Annotated in this window: 19 protein-coding genes and 2 pseudogenes; 12 read left to right on the top strand and 9 right to left on the bottom strand. The window is 65.1% G+C overall.

Features of this window, described 5'->3' with window-relative positions; translation table 11 throughout:
* Positions 1 to 70: 70 nt before the first annotated feature.
* The 4 genes from F8237_RS19170 to F8237_RS19155 all read left to right on the top strand — a co-directional run bounded on the left by F8237_RS19170 (position 71) and on the right by F8237_RS19155 (position 4,569).
* A complete protein-coding gene (locus F8237_RS19170; RefSeq protein ID WP_167527481.1) occupies positions 71 to 820 on the top strand; it encodes an ABC transporter ATP-binding protein in 750 nt (249 codons plus the stop codon).
* Positions 817 to 2,343, top strand: a complete 1,527-nt coding sequence (locus F8237_RS19165) for a permease (RefSeq protein ID WP_151646941.1) — start codon at positions 817 to 819, stop codon at positions 2,341 to 2,343. The genes F8237_RS19170 and F8237_RS19165 overlap by 4 nt, the downstream gene beginning before the upstream one ends.
* Before the next feature lie 108 nt (positions 2,344 to 2,451).
* Positions 2,452 to 3,264 carry an MBL fold metallo-hydrolase gene (locus F8237_RS19160; RefSeq protein ID WP_151646939.1) on the top strand — a complete coding sequence of 271 codons (813 nt, stop codon included), beginning with the start codon at positions 2,452 to 2,454 and terminating at the stop codon, positions 3,262 to 3,264.
* A gap of 252 nt (positions 3,265 to 3,516) precedes the next feature.
* Positions 3,517 to 4,569, top strand: coding sequence for an amidohydrolase family protein (locus tag F8237_RS19155; RefSeq protein ID WP_151646937.1), 1,053 nt, complete (start codon positions 3,517 to 3,519; stop codon positions 4,567 to 4,569).
* A 97-nt stretch (positions 4,570 to 4,666) separates the two neighbouring features.
* On the opposite strand, the gene F8237_RS19150 is transcribed toward F8237_RS19155, so the two are convergent.
* Entirely contained in the window at positions 4,667 to 5,122 is a 456-nt protein-coding gene (locus tag F8237_RS19150) for a cupin domain-containing protein (RefSeq protein ID WP_151646935.1), read from the bottom strand.
* 238 nt (positions 5,123 to 5,360) lie between these two features.
* Here F8237_RS19150 and F8237_RS19145 point away from each other — a divergent pair, with 238 nt between their 5' ends.
* On the top strand, positions 5,361 to 5,915 hold the full coding sequence (locus F8237_RS19145) for a hypothetical protein (protein ID WP_151646933.1): 555 nt from the start codon (positions 5,361 to 5,363) through the stop codon (positions 5,913 to 5,915).
* A 114-nt stretch (positions 5,916 to 6,029) separates the two neighbouring features.
* Here F8237_RS19145 and F8237_RS19140 read toward each other — a convergent pair whose 3' ends face one another.
* Together F8237_RS19140 and F8237_RS19135 are read right to left on the bottom strand one after the other, a co-directional pair.
* Positions 6,030 to 7,286: an aminopeptidase gene (locus F8237_RS19140; protein WP_151646931.1), complete on the bottom strand. Its 1,257-nt coding sequence runs from the start codon at positions 7,284 to 7,286 to the stop codon at positions 6,030 to 6,032.
* Positions 7,287 to 7,398: 112 nt separating this feature from the next.
* Positions 7,399 to 8,760, bottom strand: a complete 1,362-nt coding sequence (locus F8237_RS19135) for a class-II fumarase/aspartase family protein (protein ID WP_151646929.1) — start codon at positions 8,758 to 8,760, stop codon at positions 7,399 to 7,401.
* 520 nt (positions 8,761 to 9,280) lie between these two features.
* Between F8237_RS19135 and F8237_RS19130 the strand changes: the two genes are divergently transcribed.
* The gene (locus F8237_RS19130) at positions 9,281 to 10,837 is read left to right on the top strand and encodes a winged helix-turn-helix domain-containing protein (protein WP_151646927.1); all 1,557 of its coding nucleotides are present in this window, start codon (positions 9,281 to 9,283) and stop codon (positions 10,835 to 10,837) included.
* Between the two features lie 238 nt (positions 10,838 to 11,075).
* Here F8237_RS19130 and F8237_RS19125 read toward each other — a convergent pair whose 3' ends face one another.
* Positions 11,076 to 11,498, bottom strand: coding sequence for a GFA family protein (locus tag F8237_RS19125; RefSeq protein WP_014439467.1), 423 nt, complete (start codon positions 11,496 to 11,498; stop codon positions 11,076 to 11,078).
* Between the two features lie 206 nt (positions 11,499 to 11,704).
* Positions 11,705 to 12,493 carry a methanethiol S-methyltransferase gene (gene mddA, locus F8237_RS19120; protein ID WP_162006122.1) on the bottom strand — a complete coding sequence of 263 codons (789 nt, stop codon included), beginning with the start codon at positions 12,491 to 12,493 and terminating at the stop codon, positions 11,705 to 11,707.
* Positions 12,494 to 12,626: 133 nt separating this feature from the next.
* Between mddA and F8237_RS19115 the strand changes: the two genes are divergently transcribed.
* Positions 12,627 to 14,177: a winged helix-turn-helix domain-containing tetratricopeptide repeat protein gene (locus F8237_RS19115; protein WP_151646925.1), complete on the top strand. Its 1,551-nt coding sequence runs from the start codon at positions 12,627 to 12,629 to the stop codon at positions 14,175 to 14,177.
* Between the two features lie 18 nt (positions 14,178 to 14,195).
* On the opposite strand, the gene irr is transcribed toward F8237_RS19115, so the two are convergent.
* A complete protein-coding gene (irr, locus tag F8237_RS19110; protein ID WP_151646923.1) occupies positions 14,196 to 14,675 on the bottom strand; it encodes a Fur family transcriptional regulator Irr in 480 nt (159 codons plus the stop codon).
* Positions 14,676 to 14,851: 176 nt separating this feature from the next.
* Between irr and F8237_RS19105 the strand changes: the two genes are divergently transcribed.
* Positions 14,852 to 15,163: a hypothetical protein gene (locus F8237_RS19105; RefSeq protein WP_151646922.1), complete on the top strand. Its 312-nt coding sequence runs from the start codon at positions 14,852 to 14,854 to the stop codon at positions 15,161 to 15,163.
* Between the two features lie 9 nt (positions 15,164 to 15,172).
* Here F8237_RS19105 and F8237_RS19100 read toward each other — a convergent pair whose 3' ends face one another.
* The 3 genes from F8237_RS19100 to F8237_RS19090 all read right to left on the bottom strand — a co-directional run bounded on the left by F8237_RS19100 (position 15,173) and on the right by F8237_RS19090 (position 17,321).
* The gene (locus tag F8237_RS19100; RefSeq protein WP_151646920.1) at positions 15,173 to 15,742 is read right to left on the bottom strand and encodes a DUF2147 domain-containing protein; all 570 of its coding nucleotides are present in this window, start codon (positions 15,740 to 15,742) and stop codon (positions 15,173 to 15,175) included.
* A gap of 32 nt (positions 15,743 to 15,774) precedes the next feature.
* On the bottom strand, positions 15,775 to 16,437 hold the full coding sequence (locus F8237_RS19095) for a DUF3313 domain-containing protein (RefSeq protein WP_151646918.1): 663 nt from the start codon (positions 16,435 to 16,437) through the stop codon (positions 15,775 to 15,777).
* A 254-nt stretch (positions 16,438 to 16,691) separates the two neighbouring features.
* A complete protein-coding gene (locus F8237_RS19090; RefSeq protein ID WP_151646916.1) occupies positions 16,692 to 17,321 on the bottom strand; it encodes a TetR/AcrR family transcriptional regulator in 630 nt (209 codons plus the stop codon).
* A gap of 215 nt (positions 17,322 to 17,536) precedes the next feature.
* On the opposite strand from F8237_RS19090, the pseudogene F8237_RS19085 reads away from it, so the two are divergent.
* From F8237_RS19085 to F8237_RS19070, 4 genes and pseudogenes are all read left to right on the top strand, one after another.
* Positions 17,537 to 19,087: pseudogene (locus F8237_RS19085) on the top strand (ABC transporter substrate-binding protein).
* Positions 19,088 to 19,293: 206 nt separating this feature from the next.
* Complete coding sequence (locus tag F8237_RS19080) at positions 19,294 to 20,265, top strand: ABC transporter permease (protein ID WP_151646914.1); 972 nt, start codon at positions 19,294 to 19,296, stop codon at positions 20,263 to 20,265.
* Positions 20,262 to 21,101: an ABC transporter permease gene (locus F8237_RS19075; RefSeq protein WP_151646912.1), complete on the top strand. Its 840-nt coding sequence runs from the start codon at positions 20,262 to 20,264 to the stop codon at positions 21,099 to 21,101. Before F8237_RS19080 ends, F8237_RS19075 begins: the two co-directional genes overlap by 4 nt.
* Positions 21,102 to 21,103: 2 nt before the next feature.
* Positions 21,104 to 22,727 (top strand): annotated as a pseudogene (locus F8237_RS19070) (ABC transporter ATP-binding protein).
* Position 22,728: the final 1 nt, after the last annotated feature.

The raw sequence follows: 22,728 nt of genomic DNA, 5'->3' as shown, positions 1-22,728 counted from the left end.
GCGATTCACGGGGCCGAAACATCTTCAGGTCATGGTCGCGACCGATGCAAAACCGAATGGTGTGGCCGTCATGAAGCCGGACAGCTCGGCGCTCGAAGTCCGAGGGTTAACGAAGCGTTTCGACCGTTTGGCGGTCGATAGCCTCGATCTCACCATTCATGCCGGCGAATTCTATGCGCTGGTCGGCCCCAACGGCGCCGGCAAGACCACCACTTTGCGCATGGTTGCGGGCCTGCTCAGGCCCGACGACGGCGGGGTCTCGATCTTCGGCATCGATGCGCTCCAAAACCCCGTCGCGGCCAAGCAGGTGATGGCGTGGGTCTCCGACGAGCCGATGATCTACGACAAGCTCACGCCGCTCGAATATCTCGAATTCGTCGCCGGCCTCTGGGACATCGCGCCATCCATCTCGGAACCGGTCGCGCAGGAGCTGCTAAATTCGCTCGGGCTCGAGCCGCACCGTCACGAACGCTGCGAGGGCTTCTCCAAGGGCATGCGCCAGAAGGTCGCTCTCGCCGGCGCGCTGGTGCACGATCCCCGCCTCATCATTCTCGACGAGCCCCTGACCGGACTCGATGCGGTCTCTGCCCGTCACGTGAAGGGCCTCCTCAGCGAGCGCGTTCAGGCCGGCTGCACCATCATCATGACGACGCATATTCTCGAGGTTGCCGAGCGCATGGCCGACCGCATCGGCGTGATCGCCGCGGGCCGCCTGGTCGCGGAAGGAACGCTCACCGAACTACGCCAGCAGAACGGTCATGCCGACACCAGCCTGGAAGATCTTTTCATCGCGCTGGTGACGCTCCAGGAAGCCGCATGAGCTCGGCGACCGCGCTCTCCTGGTTTGCGCGCCACGAGCTGCGCCTCGCCTGGCGCGAATGGTTCGCGATGATGACCGGCGGCCGGCGCAAGCGGGCGCGCGCCGCCGTGATCGGCCTGCTGTCCTTCGCGGTTCTGCTGCATCTGCCGGCATGGGCCGTGATCGGCCGCTTCGCCAATCTGCAACTACCGCTCGACAAATCCTCGCTGATCGTGATGTCGGCCACGATTCTCCTCGCCTGGACCCTGATGCTGTCGCAGGCGATCGAATCGGTGACACGGGTGTTTTACGCCCGCGCCGATCTCGACCTCATCATGTCCTCGCCGGCGACGCTGGCCAATCTGTTCTCGGTGCGCATCGCTGCGATCGCACTCACCGTGACGGTGCTGGCGCTGCTGTTCTCGACGCCCTTCATCGACGTGCTCGTGTTCGGCGGCGGCGCGCGCTGGCTGGCGGCGTTCGGCGTCGTCGTCGCCATGGGCCTGTCGGCCGCGGCGGTCGCGATTGCCGTCACCATCCTGCTGTTCCGCCTGATCGGCCCGGCGCGGACGCGCTTCGTGGCCCAGATCCTCGCCGCGATCATCGGCGCCGGCTTCGTGATCGCGTTGCAGGTCGCCGCGATCATGTCGTACGGCACGCTGTCGCGCATCACCATCCTGACATCGGGCACCTTTGCCGAACACGCTCCCGATGTCGACAGTATCTGGTGGTGGCCGGCGCGAGCGGCCTTGGGCGACAGCGAGGCGCTGTTGCTGCTCCTGGCCCTCAGCCTCATGCTGCTCGGAAGCGTCATGGCGATCTTCTCGGGCCACTTCGCCGACACCGCGATCGATGCGGCCGCCTACGGCCGGTCCGGCAGCAAGCGGGCCAAGCAACGCCCGTTCCGGAGCGGATCGCGGCAACAAGCGCTGCGGCGCAAGGAATTTTCGCTGCTGTGGCGCGATCCCTGGCTGATCTCGCAAACCCTGATGCAGTTGCTCTATCTGGTGCCGCCGGCGCTGCTGCTCTGGCGAAGCTTTGCCGACAGCTCCGCGGCGGTGACGCTGATCACGCCTGTTATCGTCATGGCGGCGGGACAGCTCGCCGGCGGGCTCGCCTGGCTGACAATTTCCGGCGAGGACGCGCCTGACCTGGTCGCAACCGCGCCGCTGACCCCGTCCAGCGTCATCCGCGCCAAAATCGAGGTGGTGCTGCTCGCGATCGCCGTGATCTTCTGCCCGTTGATCGCGGCGCTGGCTTTCGCGTCACCGATCCAGGCCGCCGTCAGCGCCGCTGCCGTCATCATCAGCGCGGCCTCCGCCACAGCGATCCAGCTCTGGTTCCGGGTGCAGGCCCGGCGCAGCCAATTCCGCCGCCGCCAGACCTCGTCGCGGCTCGCGACCTTTGCCGAGGCCTTCTCCTCGATCGGCTGGGCTGCCACCGCCGCCCTGCTGCTGACCATGCCCATCGCCGGCCTGATCAGCGGATTGATCACGGCTGGCCTCGTTGCCGTTACCTGGAAATTCAGCCCAAAGCATGAATGAGGACCGGGCGTGAAAGGTGCGACACTGACGCGCCGTTGATCACGCCCTATTGGCCACGCGCTGCATTGCACGCTAGACTTTCCCCTGGGCGTCATTGGGGACGGTTTCATGTGGCGATTGGTTTCGGCGGTCCTGGCGCTGCTTGGCGCGCACCTCTCACCTGCTCTCGCCCAGCAGCCCCAGCGCAGCGAATGCCTGGCGATGGCGAGCGCCCCGCCTCGCGTCATGCCGGTGGCGTTTCGTCAGGCGGCAGCCGCGGCCGAGGTCCAAATCACCTATGCCGGCCATTCCACCTATTACATCGACACGCCCGGCGGCCTGCGCATCGCCACCGACTATAGCGGCGCCTATCAGGTCGGCCGGCTGCCCGATGTCGCCACGATGAACCGCGCGCACAGCACCCACTACACTTTATTCCCCGACAAACGCATTCCGCATGTGCTGCATGGCTGGAGCGAGGACGGCAAGCCGGCCATCGTGTCGGAACGCATCGGCGACACCTTCGTTCGTAATGTCACGACCGACATCCGCCGCTATTTCGGCGACGATGCCGGCGCCGACATGATCCGCGACGGCAATTCGATCTTCATCTTCGAGGTGGCGGGCCTCTGCATCGGTCATCTCGGCCATCTCCACCACAAGCTCGACGACAGCCACTTCGCCCAGATCGGGCGGCTCGACATCGTGATGGTGCCGATCGACGGCACCTACACCATGTCGCTGGGCGGCGTCGCCGAGATCACCAAGCGGCTGCGTGCGTCCGTAGTGCTTCCGATGCACCGCTTCGCGACTCCGCTCGACGATTTCCTGCGCGGCATCGGCCAGCCGTTCGAGATCGACCGCCGCAGCGAGCGTTCCTTCCGGATGTCGCGCGATGCGCTGCCGACGACTCCGACGGTGATCGTCCTCGACGGCGTGTGAGACGCTCCGCTCTGGCGGGAGCGCTGAAGCTTCCTTGGCGTCATGCCCGGGCTTGTCCCGGCCATCCACGGATTTCCTTTTAGGCGACAAAGAACGTGGATGCCCGGGACAAGCCCGGGCATGACGACCTCTGTGAACCGCTGAGATGTGGCCTGCTCGCGGTGACGGGTGCGGTTGCGCAACGCGCGCTGCTGATTGCAGGGATCAGGTGCTAGGCTCCCTCTACAAGAAACATAGAGGGAGCGAACACCGATGGCTGCAAGCGGTCTGCCTGCCAACACCAGCGGGCTATTCGTCGAGCCGCGCGAGGACTGGCTCGCGCAACATCAGGAGGAGATCATCGATCCTGCCCGCCCGATCGTCGATCCCCATCACCATCTCTGGAATCGCGGGCACCGCTACCTGATCGAGGAGATGGCGGACGACATCGCCTCCGGCCACAACGTCGTCGCTACCGTCTATGTCGACTGCCGCTCGATGTATCGCGCGCATGGGCCCGAGGCTTTCAGGCCCGTCGGCGAGGTCGAGTTCGCCAACGGCGTTGCCGCGATGAGCGCGAGCGGGGCTTACGGCAAGGCGGCGATCTGCGCCGGCATCGTCAGCCACGCCAATCTGCTGCTGGGCGACGCCGCAAGGCCGGTGCTGGAGGCGGAGATCGCGGCGGGCAACGGCCGCTTCCGCGGCATCAGGCATTCCTCGGCCTGGGACGAGGACCCTGCCGTCGCCGGCATGTATGCGAACCGGCCGAAGGGACTGTTGCAGGACCCGACCTTCCGCAAGGGCTTCGCCTGCCTTGCGCCGCTGAATCTCAGCTTCGATGCCTGGCTGTTCCACCCGCAGATCGGCGAGCTGACCGAGCTCGCGCACGCCTTCCCGGACACCAGAATCGTGCTCGACCATTGCGGCGGCCCGGCCGGAATCGGCCGCTTTGCAGGGCGGCGCGAGGAGGTGTTTCCGCAGTGGCGCGCGTCGATCCAGGAGATCGCGAAATGCGAGAACGTGGTGGTGAAGCTCGGCGGCCTCGCGATGTGCCTGCTCGGCTACGACTTTCATTTGCGCAAGACGCCGCCGTCATCGGAGCAGCTTGCCGCGGCCTGGCGGCCCTATATCGAGACCTGCATCAAGGCCTTCGGCCCGGGACGCGCGATGTTTGAAAGCAATTTTCCGCCGGACAAGGGCCAGTGCAGCTACCAGGTGATCTTCAACGCCTTCAAGCGCATCGCCGCACCGCTGAGCGAGGCCGAGAAAACATCGCTGTTCTCGCAGACTGCAATCGATGTCTACCGGCTCGACTTGCCGTCGTGACAAGATCTGCGTCATGACGAGAAAAGGGGCCGGGATGTTGATCCCGCCCCCTCTTCGTCGTGGCCGCTGGGAAGCGTCCTTGAAACCTGAAAACTGACTAGCCTGCGCCGAGCAGCGAGGCGGGGCGGCGCTCGCCGGCGGAGACGAACATCCGCTTGAGCCTGTTGACGACGCGTATCATGAAGCCGATCACGACGGGATTGGTCTTGCGGCAGAAAGCGATCTTCTTGACGTGGCCTTCGACATGCCACTTGGCATGCGCGCCGTCGCGGAAGAAAATGACGTCGCCGGGACCGTAGCGCTTCGGCGGCATGCCGTCGCTCTCGAGCACGATCGATCCTTCCATGATCATGATCGTCTCGTCGATGTCGTAGTACCAGTTGAAGCGACCTTCGGTGCAATGCCAGATAATGGTCGAGGCGGTGCCGTCATCGCTGGTGGACAGGATGTGCGAGCGCGATACCGGATTGCCCTCGATGATCCAGGACGGCTCGATCGGCCGCAGTTCCAGGTCCACATTGCAACTACCGATTTCAATCAATGCGCGCGACATCTACTTCCCCAGGGAATAAAATATGAATGACCGGGTCTCGGCCCGGATTGTTTCGAAAGATGTTGGAACGCTAGTAGCCGGTTTTTAATTCTTTCTTACGCAGGCCCCGAAAATCAGCCGCAAGTTGCAGATGCGAAGCGGTTAACGTCGGGATTTGCCTGCAAATTCGCGCACATGAACCCGTCTTTTCCGGGGTGCGACAAAGTGCGCGCAAGTGACCATCGAAGGAGCCATGCCGATGCCCCTCACCCCAGAGGTTCTGACAGCCAACAGCGAGGTCGTCGCCCGGCTCGGCAGCCTCGACGTCTCGTTCGCGCCGGACGACGAGCCCTGGTTCACCATCGACGGCGTCGAGAGCCCCCGGCAGATCGGCGGTGACGGCGCCGGCGGTGCGTTCGTGCTGCTGCCGTCGCAGAATGTGCTCTACGTCTCATCGGAGGGCCGCGCAGGAATTATCGCCGATACGTTCGAGGCCTTCGTTCAACTCGTCGCAGCCCGCCCGTATTGGCTGGATATCCTCAAATTCTCCGCCGGCGGTGATCTCGAGGAAATGCGCCGCGCAGCGAATGCGCTGGAGGCCACACTCGACGACGAGGACGAGGTCAACGAAGCCCGCGAGGAAATCCGCAGGGCGCTCGACCTGCCGGAGGCGGACGATCCAGTCGGTGCCCTCTACGAGGCGGTCGCCGCGTCCGACGCCATCGTGCGGGCGACCGACGGCTGCCCGTTCACGACGCTATTCAACCGTTTCAGCGTCGACAACAATCCGATGCTGCGCAACGCAGCGGCGTGAAGGGAGTCTGAACTTTCCCGGATCGTCATGGCCGGGCGTGTCCCGGCCATCCACGCCTGGCGGCACAAAGACCGTGGATGCCCGGGACAACCCCGGGCATGACGAGCAGCAGCGTTACTTCGCCCACCCGCCCTTGCGGAACACCGGCACCTTGCTGCCGTCGGCCAGAATGCCGTCGATGTCGGTCTCGGACGAGCCGATCATCCAGTCGATATGGATCAGGCTCTGGTTGCCGCCTTGGGCCGCGATCTGCTGCGGCGTCAGCTGGGCGCCGTTGACGAAGCACTTCGAATAGCACTGGCCGAGCGCGATGTGCGAGGCCGCATTCTCGTCGAACAGAGTGTTGTAGAACAACAATCCGCTCTGCGAGATCGGCGAGGAATGCGGCACCAGCGCCACTTCGCCGAGCCGCCGCGCGCCCTCGTCGGTGTCGAGCACCTTGTTCAGGACCTCCGCGCCGCGCGAGGCCTTGGCATCGACGATCCTGCCGTCCTCGAAGCGCACCGCGATGTTGTCGATCAGCGTGCCCTGGTAGGACAACGGCTTCGAACTCACGACATGACCGTAGACACGCCGGCAATGCGGCGTGGTGAAGACCTCTTCGGTCGGGATGTTGGCGTTGCAGCTGATACCGTTCTTGGCCAGCGAAGCGCCGCCTTCCCATTCATGGCCGTCGGCGAGCCCGATGGTGAGGTCGGTCCCCGGTCCGGAGTATTGCAGCGCGCGGAAACGCTGGCCGTTGAGCCAGTTGGTGCGCTCGCGCAGCGCCGCATTGTGACTCGCCCAATTGGCCGTGGCGTCCTCGCGATCGACGCGGGACGCGGCGAAGATCGCGTCCGCGAGCTTGCCGATCGCGACCTCTTCCTGATCGTTAGGAAACACCAGCTTGGCCCACGCTGCGCTCGGATAGGCGATGATGTTCCAGTTGGTGTCGAAATTGACAATTTTTTCCAACGCCGGCTGGTAGGCGATGGAATTTGCCTTGCTGGCACGCGCGACCTTGGACGCATCTTCACCCGACAGCAGCATCGGATTGTCGCCGACGATCGCAAGCCGCGCGGTATTGTCCGAGAACGCTTTCGCCATGCCCTCGTAGAGCCAGTTGGCGGCCCGATCGAAGCTGTTGTCGTGGCCGTGGCGATAGCGCGCCAGCGTCATCTCTTCGTCCGACAGGATCGGCGTCACGATGCCGGCGCCGGCTTTGTAGGCATGAACGGCGATCCGCCGCACCAGCGGCAGCGCGATCGCGGGCGCCGTCAAAAGCAGATCCTGTCCTGGCCGCAAGCCCAGGCCCACCTTCACCGCCACCTCGGCCAGCCGGTCGAGCTTCACGGGATCAATGGTCGTGGCGGAATTGCGGTAGTCGGTCATGCGGGGTCCTCTGCCGAAATTGTCCGTTCAATCTAGGTCTAGCATCGCGGGACACAAGTGTGCGAGCGCCCTGCGACACATGAAAGATACGCAATTTCGCGCATGTTGGCTTTCAACGCGTTGCCGATTTCAGCACCCGATCGACCATGGCAGGCGCAAGGCCGAGGTAATTTTTCGGTGAAGTCAGCGCATCGATCGTCGCGCGGTCGATGCGGGTCGAAACGCGGGAGTCGGACGAGAGCGCATCCGCCAGCGTCAGACCCTTCTCGTTGGCGAGCCGGCAGGCATCGTAGACCACGTCATGCGCCTCCTGCCGCCCGATCTGGGGCGCGAGCCCCATCATGACCGCTTCGGCCACGATCAGGCCGCGGCTGATGCCGAGATTGTCGTTCATCTTCGCCTCGTCCACGATGAGGCCGGCGAGCGCGAACTTCGCCTGATGCAGCGCGCCGGCGGAGAGCACGAAACTTTCGGGGATCGCCATCCATTCGGCGTGCCAGGGTCCGGTGGCGCGCTCGAAATCCTGCACCATGGCATCCAGCATCAGGCCGGCGTGCTGGCGCACCGCCTTGCTTGCTGCGAGCATCAGCTCCGAGGAGATCGGGTTGCGCTTCTGCGGCATGGTCGAGGATGCGCCGCGGCCCTTGACGAAGGGCTCGTAGAGCTCGGCGAACTCGGTGGAGGCCATGATCATGATGTCGAGCGCGATCTTGCCGAGCGAGCCGGTGACGAGCGCGAGAAAATTGACCGCTTCGGCGAAGCCGTCGCGCGCGACGTGCCAGGTCGAGGCGGGAACGCCGAGCTTCAGCTCGGCGCACAGCGCCTCCTGCACCTCGAACCCCTTGTTGCCGAGCGAGGCGAGCGTACCGGCGGCGCCGGCGAACTGGCCGACCAGGACGCGCGGCTTCAATTGCGCCAGACGCTCGGCATGGCGATCGAACATCGCTAGCCAGATCGCGGTCTTGTAACCGAAGGTCACCGGCAGCGCCTGCTGGAGATGGGTGCGGCCGGCCATCGGCGTGTCGCGGTAGCGCTTCGAGAGGTCCGCCAGGATCTTTCGCAGCTCGCTGATGTCGCGCTCGACGAGCTCGAGCCCCGCGCGCAATTGCAGGACCACGGCGGTATCCATGATGTCCTGCGTGGTCGCGCCCCAATGCACGTAGCGGCCGGCCTCGCCGCATTGCTTCACCATCTGATGCACCAAAGGAAGGATCGGATAGCCGACGATGTCGGTCTCCTGCCGCAACAGGTCGAAATCGAGCGCGGCGACATCCGTCCGCGCCGCAATCTGGTCGGCGGCGGCTTGCGGGATCACACCACACTTTGCTTCCGCCATGGCCAGCGCGACCTCGACCTCGGCATAGCGCCCGACCAGCGCGACGTCGGAAAACACCTCGCGCATCCCGGGCGTGCCGAAAGCGTCGCGGAACAGCATGGAGTCGAGCACGGTGGTCGAGGCTGGGAAAGCGGGCATGGGCGTTTCTTTATGGTTGGCGTTTTGTGTGGGCGCAGCTTACGCAGGCGGCGGTGTTCGGCAATGGACATTCGGACGTGACCACACATTCGGCGACGCGCGATCATCTCGCGCCCAAGACTCGAGCTATCTGATCCGTCATCCTGAGGTGCGAGTGGCGCGACGCAAAGGCGGCGCGCCGGGAGCCTCGAAGGATGAACGGCTGGGATGCAGCCGGGCCGTCGCCCTTCGAGGGCCGCTGAAGAAGCGGCCACCTCCAGCGACAATCGCTTCGCGATTGCGCGGGGGTGACGGCGATGGATTGTACGCTCGGCAAGCGTCAGGCTCAGTGCAGCTCGCGACAATCCGCCACAAGCCTTCACATTCTCACCGAGGTTGTATTCTCATCCGAAAACAGCATGGCTGCCATCACGCGATCGTGGTGAACCGGGTCGACCGCTCGGCGGACTCACAGACTCCAGTCAAAGACCATTTTGATTTCATCATTGCCTGATGTCGTTGTGAGGACTGAGTTTTCGACGTGCAGTTCATGTTCCGGGACCACCTTCTCGATACCGATCGGCGCGAACTGAGCCGCGAGCAGGTTCCCGTGGCCGTGGAGCCGCAGGTTTTCGACCTGGTCGTCCACCTCATGGAAAACCGCGACCGGGTGGTCAGCAAGGACGAGCTGATCGACAAGATCTGGCACGGCCGCAGCGTCTCGGAATCCACCCTCACCAGCCGGATCAACGCGGCGCGCAAGGCGATCGGCGACAATGGCGCGAACCAGGCGCTGATCCGCACCATCGCGCGCAAGGGCTTTCGCTTCGTCGGCGATGTCCAGACGCAGCTCGGCGCGGTGCCACCGGAGCTCGGCCGCCTCGCCCAGGCGCCGCAGGCGCTTGCCCTGCCCGACCGGCCTGCGATCGCGGTGCTGCCCTTCACCAATATGAGCGGCGACCGCGAGCAGGATTATTTCTCCGACGGCATCAGCGAGGACATCATCACCGCGCTGTCGAAGCTGCGCTGGTTCTTCGTCGTCGCGCGCAACTCCTCCTTCGTCTACAAGGGCCGCGCGGTGCACATCCACGAGGTCGCGCGCGAGCTCGGTGTCCGCTATGTGCTCGAAGGCAGCGTGCGGCGGAGCGGCGATCGCGTGCGCATCTCGGCCCAGCTCAACGACGTCTCGACCGGCAGCCATCTCTGGGCCGAGCGCTACGACCGCGAGCTCGCCGACATCTTTGCCGTGCAGGACGAGATCACGGAAGCGATCATCGCCGCGATCGAGCCGCAGCTCTACGCCGCCGAAAGCTTTCGCGCCCAGCAGAAGCCTCCGGGCAGCCTGGATGCCTGGGACCTGGTGATGCGCGCGCTGTCGCATTACTGGCGCATCACGCGCGAGGACAATGCCGCCGCGCAGGCATTGCTCGAACAGGCGACCGCGATCGATCCGGCCTATGGCAAGGCGCTGGGCCTGCTCGCGACCAGCCATATCTTCGGCGCGCATATGGGCTGGGCCGACATGACCGCGACCGTGCAGGTCGCCGAGCGGGCAGCGCTTGCGGCGGTGGAGGCCGACCGCGAGGACGCCTGGGCGCATCACGGCCTCGCCTATACCTATCTATTCCGCCGCCGCTTCGACGATTCGCTGGCGGAGTTCGAGCTGACGCTGACGCTCAATCCGAACTTCGCGATGGCGCACGCCTTTTATGGCGTGACGCTGTGCTACGCGGGACAATGGCAGGACGGCGATGTGGCCGCGCGCCGCGCGCTGCGGCTCAGCCCGCGCGATCCGCTGGCGGCGATCTATTGCGGCGTTGCGGCCTATGCGCAATTCATCGGCCGCAATTACGAGGCGAGCGTGCAGATGGCACGTGAATCGATGCGGCAGCGCGCCGATTTCGTCGGCGCCCATCGCGTGCTGACGGCTGCCGCCGGCATGTTGGGCGATTCCGAGCTCGCGGCGTCCGCGCTGCAGGGCCTGCAGCGCACCCAGCCGGGCCTCTCGCTGGCCTGGCTGAGGCGCGAACTGCCGATGCTGCGCGCCGAGGATCGCGAGCATTATCTCGAAGGGTTTCGGCGCGCGGGAATGAGATAGCTCGCCACACTGACGGTGCACCCTCTCCCCTTGTGGGAGAGGGTGGATTCGATGCGAAGCATCGAAGCCGGGTGAGGGGTTCCTATCCTCGCGAGCGATCTTGCGAGTCGAGAGAACCCCTCATCCGGCGCCATAGCCGAAGCTTTGCTTCGGCGTTCTTTTGCTTCGGCGTTCTTAATAACGGCGGCCCAAGGCCGCCTGTGCCACTTTCTCCCACAAGGGGAGAAGGAAAAAGCCCCTACTCCTGCATCATCTCGCCGCTGCCGCCGAACTCGGCCGGGAAATCCTTCAGCTTGGGCAGGCCGTCGCGCATCGGCAGCACCGTCTCGGAATAGTTGACGTGGACGCCGGGCGTGAAGGCGAGCGTGGGGATGGTGGCGGAGAAGACGTCGATCAGGTCGAGCGGCGGATGGTTGGTCATGAGATGACCGCCGCACTTCTTGCAGTATTTGCGCTGGCTGAGCGGCGTCTTGGCGAAGGTCTCGACGTGCTGGGCGCCCTCGGTGATGCGCACGGCTTCGGGCTTCCACAGGCTGAAGGCGTTCACCGGTCCGCCCGACCACGAACGGCAGGAACGGCAATGGCAATAGCCCATCGCCGCCGGCTCGCCGGTGACCTCGATCGTGACCGCGCCACAGAAGCAGTTTCCGACGTGTTTCATTTGGTCGTCTCCGTTGATGAAGGTTGAAATTCCTCTCCCCGCTCCCGTTCGCCGAAATCGCGGCGAAGATGGATGCGGGGAGAGGCTTCGGGGTGAGGGGGAATCACCCCGAGAAACGATGGAGGAGGAATCCGGCAAGGTCAGTTACGCGCCTCAACGCCGCCGCGCGTCCTCCTTTCGGCGGACGCGACGGAAAGACGCGCGAACTATACCGACTTGCGCCAGGGAATCAGCATCGACACCCGCTCCCTGTACTGCCGGTATTCGTCGCCGAAGAGATCGACGAGGTCGTGCTCCTCCAGCGCGATGCCGACGAAGATGTAGATCGTGGTCACGGCCGCGAACAGCAGATGGCCCACGGTCATGACCGGCGCGGTCCAGAACGCGATGATGAATCCGAGATAGATCGGATGACGCACGAAATTGTAGAGCATCGGCGTCTTGAAGCGCGTCGGCGCCGCCTCCTTGCCGATGAGATGGTTGGTCACCTGATGCAGGCCGAACAACTCGAAATGGTTGATCATGTAGGACGAGGTGAACACCAGCACCCAGCCCGCGAAGGACAGCGTGACCAGCGTCACGGCGAGATCGGGGTTTCCGACATCCCATATGACCGTGGGCATCGGGCGCCACTGCCAGAACAGGAGCAGCAATGACAGGCTCGCGAACAGCACATAGGTGCTCCGCTCGACCGGCTTGGGCACGAACTGCGTCCACCACGCCTTGAAGCGCTGGCGCGCCATCACGCTGTGCTGAACGGCGAACAGCGTCATCAGCAGCAGATTGACGATGACGGCTTCAGCCGCCGGCGTGTCGGTTCCGGTGTCGATGGTCTTCGGCACCACCAGCCCCATGACGAAGCCGATGGCATAGAGAATGGTGACGAAAAACACGAGATATGCCGCAATTCCGTACAGAAAGGCGATGAACTTGAAAATGCGTGAGCCCGTAACCTCCGGGCCGATGGAATCAACATGGTGATCAAGTTGGGTCATAAAACGCTCCGTTGTGCCGAGGCATCGGCACTGTTTGGTCTTCGCACCATGCCGGATCGGAGTGCCCCAGGCTTTCGCGGACGGTTGATTTTCGCCTGAGACGACTTTGATTTTTGCTTGAGACGACAGAAACGTGCGATTTGTCTTTGAAAACAACGTGCTCGACGGCGACCTGCGAGAGCTCACCTGCGGCGGCGCAGCCGTGCCGTTGCAGCCGCAGGTGTTCGATCTGCTGCTCTATCTCGTCGCGCAGCGCGCCCGAGTGGTCAGCAAGGATGACCTGATCAGCCAGATCTGGAGCGACCGCATCGTCTCGGATTCGGCGCTGAACAGCCGGATCAACGCCGCGCGCAAGGCGCTCGGCGACGACGGCGCGACACAGCGGCTGATCAAGACCATCCCGCGCAAGGGCTTTCGCTTCGTCGGCGACGTCCGGGAGGAAGCGGCCGGCACGCTTGCGCCTGCCGAACCCGCCCCTGCCCCCGCGCGCATCGCGGCGGAGCGACCGGGAATCGCGGTGCTCGCCTTCGAGAACATGAGCGGCGATCCCGCGCAGGAATATTTCGGCGACGGCATCAGCGAGGACATCCTCACCGCGCTGTCGAAGCAGCGCTGGTTCATGGTGATCGCTCGCAACTCGTCCTTCACCTACAAGGGACGCGCGGTCCACATCAGGCAGATCGCCGAGGAGCTCGGGGTGCGCTACATCGTCGAGGGCAGCGTGCGCAAGGCCGACAACCGCGTGCGCATCACCGCGCAGCTCAACGACGCCACCACCGGCGGCCACCTCTGGGCCGAACGCTACGACCGCGAGCTGGTCGACGTCTTCGCCGTGCAGGACGAGATCACCAACGCGATCGCCGCGGCAATCGAGCCGCAGATCCATGCGGCGGAGAACTTCCGCAGCCATCGCAAGCCGCCCGCGAGCCTCGACGCGTGGGACTTGCTGATGCGCGCGCTCTCGCACACCTGGCGCGTAACGCGGCAGGATCACGAAGCCGCGCGGGCGCTGCTGGAGCGCGCCATCGCGATCGATCCGAATTACGGCCAGGCGCTGGCGGTGCTGGCGGCGAACCACATGTTCGGCGTGCATCTCGGCTGGGCCGAGCTTGCCAAGGTGGCGCCGGTGGCGGAAGCCGCCGCGCTCGCCGCAGTGCGCTGCGACCATGAGGATGCCTGGGCGCATGCCGCGCTCGGCAGCGTCTGCTTTTCGACGCGCAGGCTTGCGGACGCGCTCTCCGAGTTCGAGCAGGCACTCGCGCTCAACCCGAATTTCTCGCTGGCGCAGGGCTATTACGCGCTGGCGCTGTCCTATGCCGGACGATCCGGAGAATCGTTCGAGGCGGCGCAACGGGCGATCCGGCTCTCACCCCGCGATCCGTCGCTGGCGATCTATCACGGCATCGCCGGCTATGCGCGCTTCACCGAGCAGCGCTACCACGACGCGATCGCGCTGGCGCGCGAGGCGATCCGCCACCGCGGCGACCTCACCGGCGGCTATCGCGTGCTGGCGGTGTCCGCCGGCATGACCGGCGACAGCCTGCTCGCGGAGACGGCGCTGGGCGAACTCCGTCGCACCCAGCCCAACATCTCGCTGCACTGGATCGCGACGCAGCTGCCGTGGGCCAATGATGCCGATCGCGAGCACTATCTGGAGGGGTTCCGGCGCGCGGGGTTGCGGTAGACGACCGTCATGTCCCGGCTACATCAGGCGCTTTCGCCGCAGATGGACGATGACGTCGAGCCGCGTGATCTCGTGGCCGGGAAGCGGGGCCGGCACCTTGGTGAAGGCGAGCCCGCCGGCGACATCGACCAGCACATCCTCACCTTCCAGATAGAAGTGCGGATGCACCGATGTATCGGTGTCGAAGAACGACTTGATCCCGTCGGCGGCGATCCGGCGCAGCAGACCAGCCTCGGTGAACTGGTTCAGCGTGTTGTAGACGGTCGCAAGCGACAGCCGCAGATTGGCGGCCATCGCCTCGTCATAGAGGCCTTCCGCGGTGACATGACGGTGATCGCCGAGCAGCAGCATCCGGGCGAGCGCCAGACGATGACGCGTGGGCCGGAGGCCGGCATCGCGAAGCAGTTGCGCGCAGCGCGCCGCGGCCTCATCCGCGGGAGGGATGGCGAGGTCGTCTGAATCTGAATCCGTTTCGGGGAGGGTGGAAAGGACATCCATCGCCGACGCACTCGCACTTGACCGGGAACGCGAAGCTTGACGCGTTTGACCATCAGATCGCAGCAGCGGCGGCCTGGCTTTGATCCGGATCAAATTCGCAGCGGATCCGCCTCTGACCTATCGCAAGGCGGCTCGGCTCATTCCCGGCCACAATGGCGAATATTGACGAGGCTGACATGTCCAAGCCGGTTCCCGACAAGGCAGAGATCGCGCTCGAATATCCCGACAAGTTCTATGTCGGCACGTTCGAGCATTCATCCCGGTTCGAGGCGCGTCTCGACGGCAGCGGCGTTGCGCTGGTGCTGCAGCATCCGGGCGCGGCCGATGAACGCAAATCGGTGCACCTGCACCTCAATTTCGGCCTGCTCGCCGGCATCCTGCGCGAGCTCGCGGGCAGCGTCGCGGCCCTCCCCAAGGACGACATCGCGCATCGCGAGCAACTCGCGGAGGCGCTTGCCGAGCTGCAGCGGGCGCTGCGCACGCCCTGAAGCCGCGCGCTATTTCGCTTTCGCCTGTATCGGCTTCGGTGCCGGCACGGCCGCCCATTCCTTGTCGGCACGCGGGCCGTTGAGATCGCCGGTCAGGCCGACGAGCTGACCGGGCTGGACGTCGAGGGTCTGCTGCCAGGTCTGGGTCTGGCACAGCAGCTTGATCAGGCAACCCTTGAGCTTGAGCCGGTCGGTGGAATCGCGCCACAGCGAAACCGAATAGGATCTGCCGTCCTCGGCATTGTAGATTTCGCCGGCAAAGCGCCCCTCGGGCGTCGCCTGCAGGCCCATGATCAGCTGATGGCCGAGCAGCGCACGGGCCCGCTTGTCGGGATCGGGATTCTCCTTGTCGCGCAGCGGCTGGCCGCGCTTGTCGGCCGGTTCCTTCATCCAGACGATGAAGCCGCAGATGCGGTCGCGCGACGGCCCGCAGCGCTCGAGCCGGATGCGGGCGCGGCCGTCCTCGACGAGCCAGGTGCCGCTGGGATCGGTCGGCGCGCCCACGCCGGCGCGCCCTCCCAAGACCGTCATCACGATGGTGATCGCGACACGCAGCAGGAAGCGAAGGAGAATGTTCATCGACAGCACCTTTCGTTGGTTGGATCGCGGCGTCAGTTCAGTTGCGCCATCAGCGCATCGGCGCCCCTGTCGAGGCCGGCATTGGCGGCGGCGAGCGCGCCGACACTGGCCTTGATGTCGTAGGCAGCGGGGTATTGCTTGGTGACGTAGGCGGAGAGCAGCCGCGAGGTGGCGGCGTCGAAGATCTCGATGCCGTAGATGACCGAGCCGGTCATGGTGCCTTCGCCATCGCGCGCGGCCTGCACGCCGTTGTAGACGGCGCCGGCGACGTCGAAGCGCGAGAGCGTGCCGAGCACCGGCGTGTTGGCGACGGCACCGGTCAGCGTCAACCGGATCCGTAGCGTCTCCGGTCCGCGCTCGCGCACCAGCGCGAAGCGGCCGCGCAGCCGCTCGGCGAAGCAATTCTGCATGTAGGCGGCCAGTGCCGCCTTGTCCTTGTCGGACATGTCGCCGAACTGATGATCCTTGCCGCGATAGACCACGACCGGATCGAGGATCACCTTGTGATAAGCGCGCCAGTCGACCGGCGTGGAGTAGCGGTAGGGCACGCGGCCGGAGGCGTCGGACTTGTCCGGCACCATGTAGGACGAGGACGCCAATTCGGCATAGGGCACGGGCGCGACCGAGGCGCAGCCGGCCGAGGCCACGCAAAGCAGCAGCGTTCCCAGACCGCGCAGGGCGATCGAGCGATCCATTCCAGACTCCTCTTGCGGTGTTTGGGACAGGCGATGGGGACCGCAACCGCGTTTAGGGACCAGACGCGGCTGCGGCGCTCACCAACACCGGCCCAAGGCATCGTCCGGGGCCATGTCAGAAGCCTCGGGCCGTCTCAGTGTTTCTATTTATAAAACCGACTAGACGGTTTGTAAAGTGCGGAAATGGCGCCGTGGCACATTTGGCCGCAGGCGCGGATTTGGGCAGTCGCCGGTGGGATTTCGTTAACGACGAATCAGCTGCGCTTGCGCGGGGGCGCCGCCTTCGCCGCGCCGGATTTTGCGGAGCGCGGGTCGGCCGGCTGTTCGAGGCCGGTCCACTGCTTGTCGTCGAGCAAGCGCGCGAACAGCCGATCATGCTCCGCCTTGCTGAGCGGAGACATGCCGAACAGGCCGCTCAGCAGCAGGCCCCTCGCCGCCGCCCAGCGCAACAGCGCCAGATCCGGATCGGCGGCCTCGGCCTTGATCGCCGCAACACGCTTCATCTCGCGCTCGCGCGGCAGCGACATCAGCTGCGGATTCTCGACCATGGCGGCGACCAGAGCCAGCGCCGCGGAATTCGGCGCACCGGCGGCTTCGCGCACGGTCGCGAGCTGGGTGGCGAGCTCGGGGTTCGCAGACGTCGCGCCCACCTTGGCCTGATACTGGTTCGAGAACTCCTCGAAATGCGCCATTTGCCGATCGAGCAACGCCTTCAGCACCGCCTCCTTGGTGCGGAACTGATGCATCACGCCGCCCTTGCTCAGGCCGCTCTCGCGCGCGATCGCATCGAGCGTCAGCCGGCCGGGCCCGTCGCGCGCGATGATCGCGATCGCCGCCTCGAGCGCAGCGTTGCGGGACCGTTCGGAGCGTGTGGCATTGTCCATGGCCGACTTGTCTCCGTGACAAGATCGTGAATCAAGTGAAAACAGGACGGGCTGTACATTTTTTGTGCGAACGCTGTCGAGACTTTCATCTTGCGGCGCCGAACGAGACTGTGTGAGCCTCGATATCGGATGGGGACTGGGATGGGCCGGCCGTAGCTTTGCACGCCATGACTCGCGAAGCGTTTGCGGCTGGCCTCGCTTGAGAAAGATAAGACATGCCGAAACGAGTGTTGCTTGGTGTCCTCCTGGCTTGCGGCCTCACGGCCTCGGCGCTGGCGCAAGAGCCAAAAACAGGGGGTGTGATCAACGCGGTGATCCAGCCCGAGCCGCCCGGCCTGATGCTTGCGATGATCCAGAACGGTCCGACCCAGATGGTCTCGGGCAACATCTTCGAGGGCCTGCTGCGCTACAGCCCCAAGCTCGAGCCGCTGCCGGAGCTCGCCGAAAGCTGGAGCGCCAGCGAGGACGCCAAGACCTATACTTTCAAGCTCAGGAAGGGCGTCACCTAGCATGACGGCAAGCCCTTCACCGCCGCGGACGTGCTGTTCTCGGTCGAGATGCTGAAGCAGACCCATGCGCGCGCCCGCAACAACCTCGCGCAGGTCGACAAGGTCGAGGCGCCCGACGATTACACGGTGGTGTTCACGCTGAAGCAGCCGTTCGGCCCGTTCCTCGGCATCTTCGAGGTCGGCTCGATGCCGATGGTGCCGAAGCATCTCTACGAAGGCACCGACTGGAAGACCAACCCCTACAACAATGCACCGGTCGGCACCGGCCCCTTCATGTTCAAGGAATGGCAGAAGGGCTCGTTCATCCGCCTGGTCAAGAATCCGAACTACTACGAGAAGGGCAAGCCCTATCTCGACGAGATCTACTGGCAGATCATCCCCGACGCCGCTGCGCGCTCGGTTGCGTTTGAAACCGGCAAGGTCGACGTGCTGCCCGGCGGTTCGGTGGAGAATTTCGACGTGCCGCGGCTGTCGAAGCTGAAGGACACCTGCGTCACCGGCGCCGGCTGGGAATTCTTCTCGCCACTGGCATGGCTGTGGCTGAACAACCGCCAGGGTCCGCTCGCCGACAAACGGGTACGGCAGGCGATCATGTATGCGATCGACCGTGACTTCGCCAAGGACGTGATCTGGAACGGGCTCGGCAAGGTCGCGACCGGCCCGTCCGCCTCGACCATCAAATACTACACCGACGACGTGCCGAAATATCCCTACAACCCGGCCAAGGCCAAGGCCCTGCTGAAGGAAGCCGGCTACAAGGGCGAGAAGATCCGCCTGTTGCCGCTCGCCTATGGCGAGACCTGGCAGCGCTGGGGTGAAGCTGTGAAGCAGAACCTCATCGACGTCGGCATGAACATCGAGACCATCGCCACCGACGTTGCCGGCGGCAACCAGAAGATCGGCGACTGGGACTACGACATCGCCTTCACCTATCTCTACCAGTACGGCGATCCCGCGCTCGGCGTCGGCCGCAACTACGTCTCCAGCGCCATCGCCAAGGGCCAGGTCTTCAACAACGTCGAAGGCTACTCCAATCCCGAGATCGACAAGCTGTTCGCCGACGGCGCGGTGGCAACGCCCGACTCCAAGCGCAAGGAGATCTACGAGAAGGCGCAGAAGATCCTGGTCGAGGACGTGCCGGTGGCCTGGATGCTCGAGCTGCAATTCCCGACGATCACGCGCTGCAAGGTCAAGAACCTGATCACCACCGGGATCGGCGTCAACGACGGCTTCAAGGACGCATGGCTCGACAAGTAACGAGCTGGTTCTTCACCTCTCCCCGCTTGCGGGGAGAGGTCGAATATGCGCAAAGCGCATATTCGGGTGAGGGGGAGTCTCCACGAATCCAATTCTCACCGCCCTCGCGGAGAGTCCCCCTCACCCCAACCCTCTCCCCGCAAGCGGGGCGAGGGAGCGCACTGCTCCCGTGGCCAAGGGTCACGCTACCCTATAAGAACCTCTAGATGCTCTCCTTCGTTGCTCAGCGTGTCGTGAAGGGCGTGATCGTCCTGCTCGCGATCGTCGTCCTCAATTTCTTCCTGATCCGGCTTGCGCCCGGCGACCCCGCGGTCGTGATGGCCGGCGAGGCCGGGGCCAGTGACCAGGTCTTCGTCAAGCAGCTCCGGGAAAAGTTCGGTCTCGACAAGCCGTTGCCCGAGCAGCTCTTCATCTACGTCAAGGGCGTCGTCACCCTCGACCTTGGCTTCTCCTTCCGTCAGCAAGCGCCGGTCGCGAAGCTGATCCTGGAACGGTTGCCGGCGACGCTGCTGCTGACGCTGACCGCGTTCGCGATCTCGCTGGTGCTCGGCGTGCTGTTCGGCACCTTTGCCGCGCGCTTCGCCGGAACGTTTCTCGACACCGCCATCACCGTCTTTGCGCTGATCTTCTACGCCATGCCGATCTTCTGGGTGGCGCTGATGGGCATCCTGCTGTTCTCGGTCACCATGGATTGGCTGCCGAGCTTCGGCTATGAGACGGTCGGCGCCAACCTCACCGGCTTCGCCCACGCGCTCGACGTCGGTGCGCACCTGATCATGCCGGCGATGACGCTCGGCCTGTTCTTCATGGCGACCTACACCCGCATGACGCGCGCCTCGATGCTGGAGGTGAAGCGGCTCGACTTCGTCAAGACCGCGCGCGCCAAAGGCCTCAGCGATGCCGTGATCCAGCGCCGCCATGTGCTGCGCAACGCGCTGCTGCCCGTCGTGACGCTCGCCGGCGTGCATTCGGGCACGCTGATCGGCGGCGCCGTCATCACCGAGACCGTGTTCGCCTGGCCCGGCATCGGGCGCCTGATGTACGACGCATTGCTGCAGCGGGACTACAATCTGCTGCTCGGCGTGTTCGTGATCTGCTCGGCCATGGTCCTGATCTTCAACCTCATCACCGACCTGGTCTATCGACTGGTCGATCCGCGTATCGAATTCGCCTCATGAAACAGTTCTGGAAATCGATGCTCCGAAGCCCGAGCGGCGTCATCGGGCTCATCATCCTTCTGCTCGCGATCTCGGTCGCGGTGTTCGGGCCGATACTGTTCCCGAACTCGCCCTGGCGCATGGTGCAGCGGCCGTTCCTGCCGCCGTTCACGCTCTCGACCGTGCCGCTCGGCACCGACGCGCTCGGCCGCGACGTTTTCGCCGGCATGATCTTCGGCGCACGCGTGTCGCTGCTGGTTGGCCTCGTCTCCACGCTGGTCGCGCTGGTCGTCGGCGTGCCGATCGGCGCCATGGCCGGCTATTTCGGCGGCAAGGTCGACGACGCCTTGATGCGCTTCACCGAATTCTTCCAGACCATTCCGAGCTTCGCGCTCGCGATCGTGCTGGTCGCGATCCTGCAGCCGTCGATCTACTCCATCGTGGCTTCGATCGCGGTGGTGAGCTGGCCGCCGGTCGCCCGCCTCGTCCGCGGCGAGGTGCTGTCGCTGCGCACGCGCGAATACGTCCAGGCCGCCGTCGTCACAGGCCAGAGCAACACCTGGATCATCCTGCGCGAGATCCTGCCCAACGCGCTGTCGCCGGTGATCGTGCTGGCCTCGCTGATGGTGGCGACCGCGATCCTGCTGGAATCCTCGCTGGCCTTCCTCGGCCTCGGCGATCCCAACCTGATCTCCTGGGGTTACATGGTCGGCGCCGGCCGCACCGTGATCCGCCAGGCCTGGTGGATCACCGTGTTTCCCGGCGTCGCGATCCTGATTTCGGTGCTGGGACTGAACCTGATCGGCGAGGGCCTCAACGACGCGCTCAATCCGCGCCTGTCGCGCGAGGGGCGTTGACCATGACCGCGCCAGCCACCGTTTCCATCAAGAACCTGCAGATCGCGCTGCCCAAGGGTGCCGAACGTCCCTTCGCGGTCGACGGCATCTCGCTCGACCTGAAGGCCGGCAAGATCGTCTGCGTCGTCGGCGAGTCCGGCTCCGGCAAATCGATGTGCGCGCATGCGCTGATGGGCCTGTTGCCCGACACGGTCTCCACCACCTCCGGCGAGATCATGTTCGAGGGCCGCGACCTGCTCAAGCTCGACGAGGACGGCTGGCGCGATCTGCGCGGCCGCCGTCTCGCGATGATCTTCCAGGAGCCGATGACCGCGCTCAATCCGTTGATGCGGATCGGCGACCAGATGGCGGAAATGTTCGAGGCGCACGGCCTGCTGACGCCGAGGGAGCGGCGCGCGAAAGCGCTGTCGCTGGCGCGCGAGGTCGGTCTGCCCGACCCCGAGCGCATCGTGCGCGCCTATCCGCATCAGCTCTCCGGCGGCCAGCGCCAGCGCGCCATGATCGCGATGGCGCTCGCGCTCGAGCCCGCGGTGCTGGTCGCGGACGAGCCGACCACCGCGCTCGATGTCACCACGCAGGCGCAGATCCTCAAGCTGATCCGCAACCTCCAGCGCAACCGCAACATGGCGGTGATGTTCATCACCCACGATTTCGGCGTCGTCGCCGACATCGCCGATCAGGTCGTGGTGCTCCGCCATGGCAAGGTCGTGGAGGAAGGCCCCGCCGCGACCGTCTTCAACAACCCGCAGCACGACTACACCAAAGCGCTGCTCGCCGCCGTGCCGTCGATGGACCCACCGGCACGCCAGCCGCTCGATGACCAGGCCAGGGCGGTCGAGGTGATCGGGCTGGACAAGACCTACGTCACCTCAGGCGGCTGGTTTCGCGAGGACCGCCGCGTCGATGCCGCGCGCGAGGTCAACTTCAACATCCTCAAGGGCGAGACGCTCGGCCTCGTCGGCGAATCCGGCTCCGGCAAATCGTCCGTCGCGCGCCTCGTCATGCGGCTGATCGAGGCCGATCGCGGCACGGTGTGGATCGGCGACACCGAACTCACCTCGCTCTCAGGCAAGGCGCTGCGCGCCGAGCGTCATCGCATCCAGATGATCTTCCAGGACCCGTTCGCCTCTCTCAACCCGCGGCGCAAGGTCGGCCACATCATCGCCGACGGCCCGATCGCGGCCGGCACGGATCCGAAAGTCGCGTTCGACCGCGCCCGCGATCTCCTGAAGATGGTCGGCCTGGACGCCGGCGCGCTCGACCGCTATCCGCACGAATTCTCCGGCGGCCAGCGCCAGCGCATCGGCATCGCGCGCGCGCGCGCTCGCGCTCGAGCCCGAGATCATCGTGGCCGACGAGGCGGTCTCCGCGCTCGACGTCTCCGTACAGGCACAGGTCTTGCGGCTGCTCGAAGATCTCAAGGCGCGCCTCGGGCTGTCGATGCTGTTCATCACCCACGATCTGCGTGTCGCAGCCCAGATCTGCGACCGCATCGCGGTAATGCAGCGCGGCGCCATCGTCGAAATGAAGCCGACTGCGCAGCTCTTCGCCGCGCCGGAGCACGCCTACACGCGCGAGCTGCTGGCCGCGGTGCCGGGACGCAAGGAGCGCGCGCCGGCGGCGTGAA

It is taken from the genome of Bradyrhizobium betae (assembly GCF_008932115.1).
In the GTDB taxonomy this organism is placed as follows: Bacteria; Pseudomonadota; Alphaproteobacteria; order Rhizobiales; family Xanthobacteraceae; genus Bradyrhizobium; species Bradyrhizobium betae.
Note: the sequence above shows the minus strand (reverse complement) of the source record. Positions and strands in the feature narration are given on the sequence as shown.

Bases quoted from the DNA above. Each gene is read 5' to 3' on its own strand.
- F8237_RS19170 (WP_167527481.1), top strand. From the start codon at position 71: ATGAAGCCGGACAGCTCGGCGCTCGAAGTCCGAGGGTTAACGAAGCGT.
- F8237_RS19165 (WP_151646941.1), top strand. From the start codon at position 817: ATGAGCTCGGCGACCGCGCTCTCCTGGTTTGCGCGCCACGAGCTGCGC.
- F8237_RS19160 (WP_151646939.1), top strand. From the start codon at position 2,452: ATGTGGCGATTGGTTTCGGCGGTCCTGGCGCTGCTTGGCGCGCACCTC.
- F8237_RS19155 (WP_151646937.1), top strand. From the start codon at position 3,517: ATGGCTGCAAGCGGTCTGCCTGCCAACACCAGCGGGCTATTCGTCGAG.
- F8237_RS19150 (WP_151646935.1), bottom strand. From the start codon at position 5,122: ATGTCGCGCGCATTGATTGAAATCGGTAGTTGCAATGTGGACCTGGAA.
- F8237_RS19145 (WP_151646933.1), top strand. From the start codon at position 5,361: ATGCCCCTCACCCCAGAGGTTCTGACAGCCAACAGCGAGGTCGTCGCC.
- F8237_RS19140 (WP_151646931.1), bottom strand. From the start codon at position 7,286: ATGACCGACTACCGCAATTCCGCCACGACCATTGATCCCGTGAAGCTC.
- F8237_RS19135 (WP_151646929.1), bottom strand. From the start codon at position 8,760: ATGCCCGCTTTCCCAGCCTCGACCACCGTGCTCGACTCCATGCTGTTC.
- F8237_RS19125 (WP_014439467.1), bottom strand. From the start codon at position 11,498: ATGAAACACGTCGGAAACTGCTTCTGTGGCGCGGTCACGATCGAGGTC.
- mddA (WP_162006122.1), bottom strand. From the start codon at position 12,493: ATGACCCAACTTGATCACCATGTTGATTCCATCGGCCCGGAGGTTACG.
- irr (WP_151646923.1), bottom strand. From the start codon at position 14,675: ATGGATGTCCTTTCCACCCTCCCCGAAACGGATTCAGATTCAGACGAC.
- F8237_RS19105 (WP_151646922.1), top strand. From the start codon at position 14,852: ATGTCCAAGCCGGTTCCCGACAAGGCAGAGATCGCGCTCGAATATCCC.
- F8237_RS19100 (WP_151646920.1), bottom strand. From the start codon at position 15,742: ATGAACATTCTCCTTCGCTTCCTGCTGCGTGTCGCGATCACCATCGTG.
- F8237_RS19095 (WP_151646918.1), bottom strand. From the start codon at position 16,437: ATGGATCGCTCGATCGCCCTGCGCGGTCTGGGAACGCTGCTGCTTTGC.
- F8237_RS19090 (WP_151646916.1), bottom strand. From the start codon at position 17,321: ATGGACAATGCCACACGCTCCGAACGGTCCCGCAACGCTGCGCTCGAG.
- F8237_RS19080 (WP_151646914.1), top strand. From the start codon at position 19,294: ATGCTCTCCTTCGTTGCTCAGCGTGTCGTGAAGGGCGTGATCGTCCTG.
- F8237_RS19075 (WP_151646912.1), top strand. From the start codon at position 20,262: ATGAAACAGTTCTGGAAATCGATGCTCCGAAGCCCGAGCGGCGTCATC.